Annotated in this window: 8 protein-coding genes and 2 tRNA genes; 9 read left to right on the top strand and 1 reads right to left on the bottom strand. The window is 62.9% G+C overall.

The features are described from left to right. Positions 1-78: 78 nt before the first annotated feature. From LWW89_RS17470 to LWW89_RS17430, 9 genes are all read left to right on the top strand, one after another. Positions 79-1866 (top strand): methyl-accepting chemotaxis protein, encoded by a 1788-nt coding sequence (locus LWW89_RS17470; RefSeq protein WP_293266515.1) that lies wholly within the window; start codon positions 79-81, stop codon positions 1864-1866. Positions 1867-2176: 310 nt separating this feature from the next. Next, on the top strand, positions 2177-3478 hold the full coding sequence (tig, locus tag LWW89_RS17465; protein ID WP_293266513.1) for a trigger factor: 1302 nt from the start codon (positions 2177-2179) through the stop codon (positions 3476-3478). 156 nt (positions 3479-3634) lie between these two features. Then, on the top strand, positions 3635-4261 hold the full coding sequence (gene clpP, locus LWW89_RS17460) for an ATP-dependent Clp endopeptidase proteolytic subunit ClpP (protein WP_293266511.1): 627 nt from the start codon (positions 3635-3637) through the stop codon (positions 4259-4261). Positions 4262-4359: 98 nt separating this feature from the next. Continuing rightward, positions 4360-5625 carry an ATP-dependent Clp protease ATP-binding subunit ClpX gene (gene clpX, locus LWW89_RS17455; RefSeq protein ID WP_293266509.1) on the top strand — a complete coding sequence of 422 codons (1266 nt, stop codon included), beginning with the start codon at positions 4360-4362 and terminating at the stop codon, positions 5623-5625. Between the two features lie 153 nt (positions 5626-5778). After that, positions 5779-8196: an endopeptidase La gene (gene lon, locus LWW89_RS17450; protein ID WP_293266507.1), complete on the top strand. Its 2418-nt coding sequence runs from the start codon at positions 5779-5781 to the stop codon at positions 8194-8196. Positions 8197-8414: 218 nt separating this feature from the next. Beyond that, positions 8415-8687: an HU family DNA-binding protein gene (locus LWW89_RS17445; RefSeq protein ID WP_293266505.1), complete on the top strand. Its 273-nt coding sequence runs from the start codon at positions 8415-8417 to the stop codon at positions 8685-8687. A 25-nt stretch (positions 8688-8712) separates the two neighbouring features. Further along, positions 8713-8788: transfer RNA gene (locus tag LWW89_RS17440), tRNA-Val, on the top strand. 18 nt (positions 8789-8806) lie between these two features. Continuing rightward, positions 8807-8883, top strand: a tRNA-Asp gene (locus tag LWW89_RS17435). Positions 8884-9045: 162 nt separating this feature from the next. Further along, positions 9046-10956 carry a SurA N-terminal domain-containing protein gene (locus LWW89_RS17430; protein WP_293266503.1) on the top strand — a complete coding sequence of 637 codons (1911 nt, stop codon included), beginning with the start codon at positions 9046-9048 and terminating at the stop codon, positions 10954-10956. 138 nt (positions 10957-11094) lie between these two features. On the opposite strand, the gene LWW89_RS17425 is transcribed toward LWW89_RS17430, so the two are convergent. Continuing rightward, positions 11095-12018, bottom strand: coding sequence for an FRG domain-containing protein (locus tag LWW89_RS17425; RefSeq protein WP_293266501.1), 924 nt, complete (start codon positions 12016-12018; stop codon positions 11095-11097). Positions 12019-12886 lie beyond the last annotated feature (868 nt).

The following is a 12886-nucleotide window of genomic DNA, read 5'->3' as shown; positions in this document are numbered from 1 at the left end:
GCCGCGCAAGTTCTACAGCGCCGATCCCAGTTCCCCCACCGAGGGAATGATCGGCGGGGGAGGGGGGCGGTGAGCACCATGGGCGCCTTCTGGCGGCTCTACGACCTGAGCGAGCGGGTGCTGTGGAATTCCCTGACCCGCAAGTTCGCCAGCCTCTTTCTGGTGAACCTGTTCCAACTGGCGCTGCTGGTCCTCACCTGGCGCGCCCGGCAGGCGGTGGCCCGGGACGGCAGCGCCGCGGCCCTGGCGGAGCTGGATGCCCTGCTGGTCTGGAACGCCGTCCTGCTGGCGGCGTCGGTGGCCTACGTGGCCTTCACCGTGTGGTACTTCCGTTTCCTGATCGTGCGCCCCCTGCGTACCGTGATCGGCATCTTCGACGAGATCGGCGCCGGCATCGGCAACCTGTCCCGGGACCTGCCGGCGTCGACCCACGACGAGCTGCGCCTGCTGGCCGAGTCGTACAACCGCTTCCTCAAGAAGATGCGCCACCTGCTCAACAACGTGCGGCTGATGACCTTCCGCATCGGCATGGATACGGCGCTCACCCGTCGCAACCTGTCCGAATCGGTGGCCGGCGCCCACCGCCAGGACCAGTTGGCCGGCCAGGTGCGCGCCGCCAGCGACCAGGCCACGGCGGGCATCGGCCAGGTCAGCGACGAAACCCGGGCCATCGCCCGCACCACCCTGGCCAACCTGGAGATGGCGCGCACCTCCAACGACGAGCTGGGGGAGGCGGCGCGGCACATCAACGCCATCAGCGACCGGGTGGGGCGCTTCAACCACACGGTGGGGGACCTGAGCGAGCGCTCGGCCAGCATCCGGGCCATCGTCGCCCTGATCCAGGGCATTGCCGACCAGACCAATCTGCTGGCCTTGAACGCCGCCATCGAGGCGGCCCGGGCCGGAGAGGCCGGCCGGGGCTTCGCCGTGGTGGCGGACGAGGTGCGGGGCCTGGCGGAGCGGGCCAAGGGCGCCTCCGCCGACATCGCCCGCAACATCGACGGGATGCTAGCCCTGGTGGGCGATACGCGCAGCGAGACCGCCCGCATCACCGACGACGTGCGCCTGACCCGGGACGTGGTGGACAAGGCCGCCGCCAATTTCGCCCTGCTGATGGGGGATTTCGACCGCACCGCCGCCAGCCTGTCGGGCATCGCCCGCACCCTGGAAGGGTTTGCCGCCAGCAACCGGACGGTCAACGACAACATCGCCGTGATCGGCGCCCTGAGCCAGGAGGTGAGCGCCCGCCTGGACCATAGCCAGGGCGTGGCCGACGAGCTGGAGGGGGCGTCCGGGCGCATCCAGGAGATCGTCCTGCGCTTCATCGTCGGCGAGGGAGAGTTCCACGAGGTGATCAACACTCTCCAACCCGCCGCCCGGGAGCTGGCCGGCGTGCTGGAGGCGGCGGCCGAGCGCGGCATCGACGTCTTCGACCAGGCCTACCGGCCCATCCCCGGCCGAGGGTCGCCTGGGCCGGCGCAATTTTCCACGGCCTACGACGCTGCCGTGGAAGGGCCGGTCCAGGCAGTGCTCGACCGGGTGCTGGAGCGTTTTCCCTGGGGGCGCTTCTGCGTCCTGGTAGACCGCAACGGTTACGCACCCACCCACAACCGCCGCTACGCCCAGCCTCCCTGCGGCGATCCGGCCGTGGACCGGGAGCGCTGCCGCGATAAGCGCCGCTTCGACGCCCCGGACGCCCTGGCGGTGGCCCGGGCCAGCGGCAAGCCCTTCATCGTGCGCACCTATACCCGGGACAACGGCGACATCCTCACCGAGGTGACCGTGCCGGTGGCCGTGGCCGGCCGGCATTGGGGGGCGCTGCGCTACGGTTTCGACCCGAGCGGCTGGCCCCTGGCGGAGGATTGACGCGGGTTCGCCCCAGGTTTTCCCCCGGTCGGCCGGGGGCGTGCCCACCCGGGCGCCCCGGCCGGGCTTGGCCGCTTGCCCCGCCGTGATAGAATCCGGCCTCTTGCGGCTTTGCCGCGCGCTGGAAAAACCGTGGGCGGGCCGCTCGGCCGCCGTCTTCGGGTATCCAGCCACCCCTGGTTTCCCCGGGTGCCCGGGCCTTGCGCCCGCACCCGTTATCTTGCGGATCTTCCGGCGCCGGGCCTCGTTTCCCGCTTCCCGCGCCGGCATGCCGGTTCATTTTTTCGGATTACTGCACCAAGGACATTTCATGGAAAACACCCAAGTCGCCAACGCCCTGGAGCGTCGTCTCGATCTGACCATCAATGTGGCCGACCTGGACAAGGATGCGGATGCGCGGCTGAAGAAGATCGGGCGTACCGTCAAGATGCCCGGCTTCCGTCCCGGCAAGGTGCCGTTCAACATCCTCAAGCAGCAGCACGGCCACCAGGCCCGCCACGAGGCCCTGTCCGAATCCCTGGACCGCGCCTTCGGCGAAGCCGTCACCGCCCAGAACCTGCGCGTGGCCGGCTATCCCCGCATCGAGCCGAAGGATTCCGCCGACGCCACCCAGATGGCCTTCACCGCCATCTTCGAGGTCTATCCCGAATTCAAGATCGCTGACCTGGCCGGTAAGGAAATCGAGCGTCCGGTTCTCGACGTGACCGCCGCCGAAGTGGACCAGACCCTGGAAATCCTGCGCAAGCAGCGCGTCTACTACGAGAACGCCGAGCGTGGCGCCCAGAAGGAAGACCGCGTGGTGATCGATTTCCTGGGCAAGAAGGACGGCGTGCCGTTCGACGGCGGCCAGGCCAACGATTATCCGTTCGTGCTCGGCCAGGGCATGATGCTCGCCGACTTCGAAACCGCCGTGGAAGGCCTGAAGGTGGGCGAGTCCAAGACCTTCGACCTGACCTTCCCGGCCGACTACTTCTCCAAGGATCTGGCTGGCCAGACCGTCCAGTTCGACATCACCGTGAAGCAGGTGCAAAAGCCGGTGCTGCCGGAAGTGGACGGTGAATTCGCCAAGATGATGGGCATCGCCGACGGCGACGTGGAAAAGATGCGCGCCGAGGTGGAAACCAACCTCAAGCGCGAAGTGAAGAAGCGCATCGAATCCCGCCTGAAGGATCAGGTGATGGACGCCCTGGTGGAAACCAACCCCATCGACGTGCCCAACGCCCTGGTCGAGATGGAAGTGCAGCGCCTGATGCAGGCTGCCCGCGCCGACATGGAAGCCCGCGGCATCAAGGCCGACCAGATGCCGGTGCAGCCCGAGTGGTTCGCCGAACAGGCCAAGCGCCGCGTCACCCTGGGCCTGATCCTGGCCGAGCTGGTCAAGACCGAGAACCTGGAAGCCAAGATGGAACAGGTCAAGGCCAAGGTCGAAGAAGCCGCCCAAAGCTACGAGAACCCCGAGGAAGTGGTACGCTGGTACTTCAGCAATCCGCGTAACCTGGCCGAAGTGGAAGCCATCACCCTCGAAGACAACGTGGTCCAGTGGGTGCTTTCCAAGGCCAAGACCAGCGACAAGGCCGTCGCCTTCGACGAACTGATGGGCGCCAAGGCCTAAGCCTGGTTCCTCTGTTCCCGCCGCCGGCCGGCAGCGGACGCAGTCGCCGCGCAGTCACCGATGTGCCGATCCGTTGATTCAGCGCTTCGTCGATTTCGCAGCTAATATCTGACCGGGCGCCCCAAAATGGGGCGCCCGGTCAACTTGGAGACCTCGATGGACTTCGAAAGCAACTGGAATCCCCAGGCCCTCGGCCTGGTCCCGATGGTGATTGAGCAGAGCGGCCGCGGCGAGCGGGCCTACGACATCTATTCCCGCCTGCTGCGGGAGCGGGTGGTGTTCCTGGTTGGGCCGGTCAACGACGCCACCGCCAACCTGGTGGTGGCCCAGCTCCTCTTCCTGGAAGCGGAAAACCCGGAAAAGGACATCGCCCTGTACATCAACTCCCCGGGGGGCTCGGTGACTGCCGGCATGTCGATCTACGACACGATGCAGTTCATCAAGGCCGACGTCTCCACCCTGTGCATCGGCCAGGCCGCCTCCATGGGTGCCTTCCTGCTGGCCGCCGGGGCCAAAGGCAAGCGTTTCGCCCTGCCCAACTCCCGGGTGATGATCCACCAGCCCCTGGGCGGCTTCCAGGGCCAGGCCTCGGATATCGCCATCCACGCCAAGGAAATCCTCTCCATCAAGGATCGCCTCAACGCCCTGCTGTCCCAGCACACCGGCCAGCCGGTGGAACGGGTGGAGAAGGACACCGATCGTGACAATTTCCTTTCTGCCCAGGAGTCGGCAGAATACGGACTGATCGACAAGGTTCTGTCGAGCCGGTCCGACGTGGCTTGATGCGGCCGTAGGGCCGCCGTTCATATCCGATAAATCGGCGGGGGCGGGCTTTTTTGCCCGTTTGCAGTGCACCCGCCTTCGACAGGGGTAAGCGCCACATGTCCGAGAAGAAGAACGGCAGTGAAAAACTGCTCTATTGCTCCTTCTGCGGCAAGAGCCAGCACGAGGTCAAGAAGCTCATCGCCGGTCCTTCGGTGTTCATTTGCGACGAGTGCATCGAGCTCTGCAACGACATCATCCGCGACGAGATCGGTGCCGAGCAGGGCGCCAAGGGCGGCCGCGGTGAATTGCCCACCCCCAAGGAAATCTGCTCCATCCTCGACCAGTACGTGATCGGTCAGGAGCAGGCCAAGCGCATCCTGTCCGTGGCGGTGTACAACCACTACAAGCGGCTGCGCCACCACGGCAAGACCGACGAGGTCGAGCTGGCCAAGAGCAACATCCTGCTGATCGGGCCCACCGGCTCGGGCAAGACCCTGCTCGCTCAGACCCTGGCCCGGCTGCTCAACGTCCCCTTCGTCATGGCCGACGCCACGACCCTGACCGAAGCCGGCTACGTCGGCGAGGACGTGGAAAACATCATCCAGAAGCTGCTGCAAAAGTGCGACTACGAGGTGGAGAAGGCCCAGCAGGGCATCGTCTACATCGATGAGATCGACAAGATCTCGCGCAAGTCCGACAACCCCTCGATCACCCGCGACGTTTCGGGCGAGGGTGTGCAGCAGGCACTGCTCAAGCTGATCGAAGGCACCGTGGCCAGCGTGCCACCCCAGGGCGGGCGCAAGCACCCGAACCAGGACTTCGTCCAGGTGGACACCACCAACATCCTGTTCGTCTGCGGCGGCGCCTTCGACGGCCTGGATAAGGTGATCCGCAACCGCTCCGAAAAGGGCGGCATCGGCTTTGCCGCCGAGGTGAAGAGCCGCGACACCAAGAACGTCACCGAAACCCTGCGCCGCGTCGAGCCGGAAGACCTGATCAAATTCGGCCTGATTCCCGAGCTGATCGGTCGTCTGCCGGTGGTGGCCACCCTGGCCGAGCTGGAAGAGGCGGCCCTGGTGCAGATTCTGGTCGAGCCGAAGAACGCCCTGATCAAGCAGTACCAGAAGCTGTTCGGCATGGAAGGTGTGGAACTGGAAGTGCGCCCCGGCGCCCTCCAGGCCATCGCCCGCCGCGCCCTGGAGCGCAAGACCGGCGCCCGGGGCCTGCGTTCGATCCTTGAAGGCGTGCTGCTCGACACCATGTACGAGCTGCCGGGCATGGAGAACGTGACCAAGGTGGTGATCGACGAAAACTCGATTACGGGTGACGCCAAGCCTCTGTTGATCTACGCTGATCAACCCAAGGTATCCGGTTCCAACTGAGCCGACACCCGCCGCCGCCAGGCGGCAAGCGGCCGCAAGCAACGGGGAGCCCAGGGGTTCCCCGTTGTCGTCTCAAGCCATCCTTGCGGCTGCACTTGAAAAAATTCCCGGTTGCCCCCATGTTGGAGGCAAACCCTAACGCAAGGCCATGCCATGTCTGAATTGACCCCCCCGACCGAGACCGTGGAACTGCCGCTCCTCCCCCTGCGAGACGTGGTGGTGTTCCCCCACATGGTCATTCCGCTGTTCGTCGGCCGGCCCAAGTCCATCAAGGCCTTGGAAGCCGCCATGGAGGCGGGCAAGAGCATCCTGCTGGTGGCCCAGAAATCGGCTGCCAAGGACGACCCGAATCCCGAAGATCTCTATCCCATCGGCTGCATCGCCAACATCCTGCAGATGCTCAAGCTGCCCGACGGCACCGTGAAGGTGCTGGTGGAAGGCAGCCAGCGCGCCCGCGTGGTGTCGGTGGACGTGCAGCAGTCCCTGTTCATCGCCGTGGCCGCCCCGATCACCCCCGAGGAAGAGGGCGACCACGAGATCGAGGCGATGCGCCGTGCGGTGATCGCCCAGTTCGACCAGTACGTCAAACTGAACAAGAAGATTCCGCCGGAAATCCTCACCTCCATCGCTGGGATCGAGGAAGCCGGTCGACTGGCCGACACCATCGCCGCCCACCTGCCCCTCAAGCTGGAGCAAAAGCAGGACGTGCTGGAGCGCTTCGACGTGCGCGAGCGCATCGAGAAGCTGCTCGCCCAGCTGGAGGCGGAAATCGACATCCTCCAGGTGGAAAAGCGCATCCGCGGCCGGGTCAAGCGGCAGATGGAGAAGAGCCAGCGCGAGTACTACCTGAACGAGCAGGTCAAGGCCATCCAGAAGGAACTCGGCGAAGGCGAGGACGGCGCCGATCTCGAAGAGATGGAAAAGAAGATCAAGGCCGCCGGCATGAGCAAGGAAGGCACGGAAAAGGCCATGTCCGAGCTCAAGAAGCTCAAGCTGATGTCGCCCATGTCCGCCGAAGCCACGGTGGTGCGCAACTACATCGAGACCCTGACTGGCCTGCCCTGGAAGAAGAAGACCCGCATCAGCAAGGACCTGGGCGGTGCCGAGACCATTCTCAACGCCGACCACTACGGCCTGGAGAAGGTCAAGGAACGCATCCTCGAGTACCTCGCCGTGCAGCAGCGCGTCGACAAGCTCAAGGCACCGATCCTGTGCCTGGTCGGCCCTCCCGGGGTGGGTAAGACCTCCCTGGGCCAGTCCATCGCCAAGGCCACCAACCGCAAGTTCGTGCGCATGGCCCTGGGCGGCGTCCGTGACGAGGCCGAGATTCGCGGCCACCGCCGCACCTACATCGGCTCCATGCCCGGCAAGATCCTGCAAAGCATGACCAAGGTGGGCGTGCGCAACCCCTTCTTCCTCCTCGACGAGGTGGACAAGATGGGCCAGGACTTCCGCGGCGATCCTTCCTCGGCCCTGCTGGAAGTGCTCGACCCCGAGCAGAACCACACCTTCCAGGACCACTACGTGGAGGTGGACTTCGACCTGTCCGACGTGATGTTCGTGGCCACCGCCAACAGCCTGAACATTCCGCCGCCCCTGCTCGACCGCATGGAGATCATCCGCCTGTCCGGCTACACCGAGGACGAGAAGGTTAACATCGCCGTCAAGTACCTGCTGCCCAAGCAGATGAAGAACAACGGCGTGAAGCCCACCGAACTGACGGTGACTGAATCCGCCGTGCGCGACATCATCCGCTACTACACCCGGGAAGCCGGTGTGCGCGGCCTGGAGCGCGAAATCTCCAAGATCTGCCGCAAGGTGGTGAAGGCCCTGGTGATGAAGAAGAAGGACGGCAAGGTCCTGGTCAATGCCAAGAACCTGGACAAGTACCTGGGCGTGCACCGCTACACCTTCGGCGTGGCGGAGAAGGAAAACCAGGTGGGCCAGGTCACCGGCCTGGCCTGGACCGAGGTCGGCGGTGAGCTGCTAACCATCGAATGCGCCGTGGTGCCGGGCAAGGGCGTGATTCAGCGCACCGGCTCCCTGGGCGACGTGATGAAGGAATCCGTGGAAGCGGCCCGTTCCGTGGTGCGTGCCCGGGCCCAGCGGCTGGGCATCAAGGACGAGGTGTTCGAGAAGCGCGACATCCACATCCACGTGCCCGAGGGCGCTACGCCCAAGGACGGCCCGTCCGCCGGCATCGCCATGACCACCGCCCTGGTGTCGGCCCTGACCGGCATCCCGGTGCGCTGCGAGGTGTGCATGACCGGCGAGATCACCCTGCGCGGTGAAGTGCTGGCCATTGGCGGCCTCAAGGAAAAGCTCCTGGCGGCGGTGCGCGGCGGCCTGAAGGTGGCCCTGATCCCGGACGAGAACGTCAAGGACCTGGTGGACATGCCCGACTCGATCAAGAACAAGCTCGAGATCGTGCCGGTGAAGTGGATCGACCAGGTGCTCGAACGGGCTCTGGAACGCACCCCCGAGCCTCTGCCCGACGCCGAGCCTGCCGCAGCGGTGCCGGCATCGGCCGAGCCCGCCGCTGGCGAAGCGAGCGGCGTCGTCACCCACTGACGACTACCCGCCCGGCGCCATTCGCCAACGCCGCTCCCGCATTATTCGCGGGGCGGCGTTTTTCTTTGGAAAGTCGTTTTTCGTCAACGGCTTGGCGTTTTGATCACAGCCCGAGGTATTTGCCCCCGGCGCCCCGGAAATCCGCTTGACATAAGGATTTTCGCGGGGCTATAAAAAGCGTGCAGGTTTCCTGTCAACCAACTACGTAGGGGGCTTACGTGAACAAATCCGAACTGATCGAACAAATCGCCAAGTCGGCCGAGATTTCCAAAGCTGCCGCTGGTCGCGCCCTGGATGCCACCGTGGCCTCCATCAAGACCAGCCTGAAAAAGGGAGGGATGGTGACCCTGGTGGGTTTCGGCACCTTCTACGTGGGCAAGCGCGCAGCGCGCGGGGGCAGGAACCCGCGTACCGGCGCCGCCATCAAGATCAAGGCGGCAAAAGTGCCCAAGTTCCGCGCTGGCAAAGCCCTCAAGGATGCGGTAAACTAATTGACTTAGCCTTTCCCGGCGAAGTGGGTGCTTAGCTCAGTTGGTAGAGCGTCGCCCTTACAAGGCGAATGTCGGCGGTTCGACCCCGTCAGCACCCACCACTAACGGGATCGAGGCCTGGAGCGGTAGTTCAGTTGGTTAGAATACCGGCCTGTCACGCCGGGGGTCGCGGGTTCGAGTCCCGTCCGCTCCGCCAGATAACATAAAAAAGGCGAACGAAAGTTCGCCTTTTTTATTGGTTTTGCAGCCCAAGCGCCGCTTTTCCCGGTTTTAGCCCGAATCATCCATTTTGCCGGGCCGTTCCGGCGCCGCCGAACGGCATCCCAAAGCCCTGCACCTCCGTCCGGAGCCGTGAAACATGTTTGATGCTGTCCGCAACAACAAGCGCGTCGTCCAGGCCTTTCTCGTCCTGATCACGCTTCCCTTCGCCTTCTTCGGCGTCGAATCCTACGTCCGCAACGCCGGCGGCGGCGACGACGTGGCCAAGGTCGGCAAGACCAAGATTTCCCTCCAGGAATTCCAGCGCGCCTACCGGGAGCAGCAGGAACGCCTGCGCGGCACCCTGGGGGCGAACTTCGACGCCAAGATGTTCGACACCCCCGAGGCCCGCCTGAGCGTGGTCAACGGCCTGATCGACCAGCGCCTGCTGCTGGTGGAAGCCGCCAAGAACCACCTCTACGCCAGCGACGCCCAGCTGGCCCAGGTCATCACCCGCATTCCCGCCCTGCAAGAGAACGGCAAGTTCTCCCAGGCCAAGTACGAGGAAGCCCTGCGCGCCCAGAACCTCACCGTGGCAGGCTTCGAGGCCCAGTTGCGCCAGGACCTGACCCTACAGCAGATCGTTGGCGCCGTGGCCGATTCGGGCCTGGTGGCCAAGGCCCAGGCGGCCCAGGTGCTGCGCATCCAGCTGGAAAACCGGGAGGTCGCCTCCTACCTGATCAACCTCGCCTCGGTGGCTTCCAAGATCAAGGTGGACGACGCCGCCGCGCGCCAGTACTACGACAGCAACGCCGCCCAGTTCCAGCTGCCCGAGCAGGTCAAGGCCGAGTACGTGGTGCTCTCCGCCGACGCCCTGAAGGGCCAGTCCAGCGTTTCCGACGCCGACGTCAAGGCCTGGTACGACAGCCACCAGGACCGCTACCAGCAGCCTGAGGAGCGTCGCGCCAGCCACATCCTGGTGATGGTGGACGCCGCCGCGCCCGCCGCCGACAAGGACAAGGCCAAAGCCAAGGCCCAGGCCCTGTTGGCCGAGGTCAAGGCCAATCCGGGCAAGTTCGCCGAGATCGCCAAGAAGGATTCCCAGGACCCGGGCTCGGCCGCCAACGGCGGCGACCTGGGCTTCTTCGCCAAGGGCGCCATGGTCAAGCCCTTCGAGGACGCCGTCTTCTCCCTCAAGGAAGGCGAGGTTTCCGGCGTGGTGCAGTCCGACTTCGGCTACCACATCATCAAGCTGACCGGCATCAAGCCGGGCAAGGTCAAGTCCTTCGAGTCGGTCAAGGGCGAGATCGAAGCCGAGCTGAAGGCCCAGTCCGCCGGCCGCAAGTACGCCGAGGCCGCGGAAAACTTCAGCAACCTGGTCTATGAGCAGTCCGACAGCCTCAAGCCGGCCGCCGACAAGTACAAGCTCGCCATCCAGACCACCGGCTGGTTGAGCAAGGGCGCCGCGGCCGCCGGCGCCGCCCAGGCCGCCACCCCGGCCAACCCGAAGGTGCTGGAGGCCCTGTTCTCCAACGACGCCCTCAAGGACAAGCGCAACACCGCTGCCATCGAAGTGGCCCCCAACACCCTGGTCGCCGCCCGGGTGGTGGAGCACAAACCGGCTGCCCAGCGCCCCTTCGACGAGGTCAAGGCCGCCATCGTCGAACGCCTGACCCGCCAGGAAGAGCAGAAGCTGGTCAAGCAGGAAGGTGACGCTCAACTGGCCAAGCTCCAGTCCGGCGACGACAAGGTCGCTTGGAGCCCGGTCAAGTCCGTCTCGCGCATGACCGCCGCCCAGCTGTCCCGGGAAGCGGCCCAGGCCATCTTCAAGGCCGACGTGAAGAAGCTGCCCGCCTATGTGGGCGTGGAGCTGCCAGGCAACGGCTACGGCCTGTTCAAGATCACCAAGGTGGAGCGTCCGGAGAAGGTCGAGGACGCCCAGGTGAAGGGCCTGCAAGAGCAGTACGCCCAGTTCGCCGCCCAGCAGGACACGGCGGCCTACCTGTCGGCTCTGCGCAAGAAGTACAGCGTCGAAATCAACAAGTCGGCTCTGGAAACCAAGGAGCGCTGAGCGCCGGGTTTCACGCCGTCTCAGGCATCAAGCAAACAGGCCGGGGTTATTCCCGGCCTGTTTGCTTTTGGGTGGCGGTGTAGTGGGCAGGCATCCATATATATCCTATTCGTCGTCATGGGGCCGCGGGGCGCTAGCTTAATCTTCCTTTCCCCAGTTGTACGCACGGAAAGTATCAAGCACTGCGGCTGCAACTCCGTCATACCCAGGGAAGAGAGAGTGAGCAGAAAAACCGAACTTTCTTATTCGTAGCAGCAACTCGCCAGCAAAAGAAATGGGAAGGGTGATTTTATTTAAAATATCGGTATTGTTTTTAGGTAGTTTTGATTCTAGGCAAACTCCTTCCGAAAATGCATCTCCACGCCAACCAGAATTCTCTATAAGTGTGAAAAGCCCGTCCTGAGCGGCTAGATTGACGGAGGTGCTGCCAGGTACTTTTATAGGTCTGATTCCAGGAATTGATTCTATCTTGCTCAAGTCAAGGGCAAAAATCGCTAGGCTGTTTGAAGAATGGTTTTCATTATCTGCGGTATTTTCCGTAAAAATTGCTGTCCTTGCCGCAAAATAACACGCAACAAATGGATTTCTCGTCCAGTCAAGAAGGCGCGTTGGGAGACCGTGATGCTGGGCAAGAGCCATCAGTTCATGAAGACGCTCGTCAGGCCAGGATTTAGTGTTCTTTCCAAACCCTTCGTACATTTTGTCAGTGCAAAATTGGCTTCTAAAATCTGTACAGTCACCGGGTATGGAAAGACCTGCTGAATCACAATGTTCAATGAAACTCTGAAGTAATAGTGATTCGATGAGGCATTGGCTGGGATAGTCAATTCTACTTGGGTCGCCAGAAGAAAATTGGGGGCGATGTAAGTTGATGAAATCACTTCTGTAAGCTTTAGGTACGAGATTCCATGCTGCATTTCCTTGCCCTCTGAAAATAAAATTAGAATGTAGGTTGCTAAGATTGTTTCTGGGGTTGAAAAGTAACTCCCATAGTTCGTCAATTGATGTGCAGTTGATTGTTTTGATTCTGTCATTAAATGATACGTCGCTTTCTTTTTTCATGGATTTTCCCTGATTAGTTTGCAATTTAAGTGCGGCTGTTGCTAGCCGTGGATTAATTTTGCCCTATTTGAATAGGGTGTGCAATGGGATAATTCGGCTGGTTTATTTTGTTGGAAGATTGTTTCTTGTTTCTTGTTTCTTGTTTCTTGTTTCTGGTATTTGGTTTGGTTTTTAAAGTGCAGCGTTGAATTAACCGAGTTAATTTAATGGCTGGGTTCTCTGGCTTCTGAAATCAAGGGCGCTGGCGTTGCTGGCTTTGGCAAAGGCGGTAACTACGAATGCGCCTACACGGCCGTATCACCTTGATTGGTGGTCGGGCTGCCAAAGGAGGCGTGCTGGACCATGGGGGCAATCGAGTGGGCGCGTTTGAGGGCGGCTGGGTAGGGGCGCCTGGAAAGCTGCTCCAGTGCTTGATCTACAAGGTGACACTGGGAAAGTCCGCGTCTGTTCTCGTTCTTGAAGGCCAATGCCCGGAAAGCCAATGCTGACGCGGACTTTGAAATAGGGTTTCCCCTGCTCCTGGCCTTCCTTTCCGTTGTGGCTTCAACGCTGCCCCCAAGTGTGCCCTTCTCCCCCGCCGAGCAACGCAGGTCGGGACGGGAAAGGGCGAGGACTGTCCGAGGCCGCAGGCCGAGTTCCGCAGCCCCCGTCCCGAGCGAGTAGCGCAGGGCGCCGGCAGGCCGGCTTCATCGGCCTGCCGGCGGGGGAGCGGGCACGGCGCTCTTTGGCTACTTTCTGTCGCCGGACAGAAAGTGGCTCGCCGTCAGGCGAAACCCGGCGCTTCCAGTCGCTACAGCACATGGTGAGAGGGTTGGTTTTGAGTGTCGGTGGTCTCGCCAAACGTCAGTGCTGGCGTTAGGGCTGAGTT

The sequence above is a fragment of the Oryzomicrobium sp. genome (assembly GCF_021287045.1).
Lineage (GTDB): Bacteria > Pseudomonadota > Gammaproteobacteria > Burkholderiales > Rhodocyclaceae > Oryzomicrobium.
This window is presented reverse-complemented; position numbering and strand designations above follow the sequence as displayed.

Bases quoted from the DNA above. Each gene is read 5' to 3' on its own strand.
- clpX (WP_293266509.1), top strand. From the start codon at position 4,360: ATGTCCGAGAAGAAGAACGGCAGTGAAAAACTGCTCTATTGCTCCTTC.
- LWW89_RS17425 (WP_293266501.1), bottom strand. From the start codon at position 12,018: ATGAAAAAAGAAAGCGACGTATCATTTAATGACAGAATCAAAACAATC.
- LWW89_RS17470 (WP_293266515.1), top strand. From the start codon at position 79: ATGGGCGCCTTCTGGCGGCTCTACGACCTGAGCGAGCGGGTGCTGTGG.
- clpP (WP_293266511.1), top strand. From the start codon at position 3,635: ATGGACTTCGAAAGCAACTGGAATCCCCAGGCCCTCGGCCTGGTCCCG.
- tig (WP_293266513.1), top strand. From the start codon at position 2,177: ATGGAAAACACCCAAGTCGCCAACGCCCTGGAGCGTCGTCTCGATCTG.
- LWW89_RS17430 (WP_293266503.1), top strand. From the start codon at position 9,046: ATGTTTGATGCTGTCCGCAACAACAAGCGCGTCGTCCAGGCCTTTCTC.
- lon (WP_293266507.1), top strand. From the start codon at position 5,779: ATGTCTGAATTGACCCCCCCGACCGAGACCGTGGAACTGCCGCTCCTC.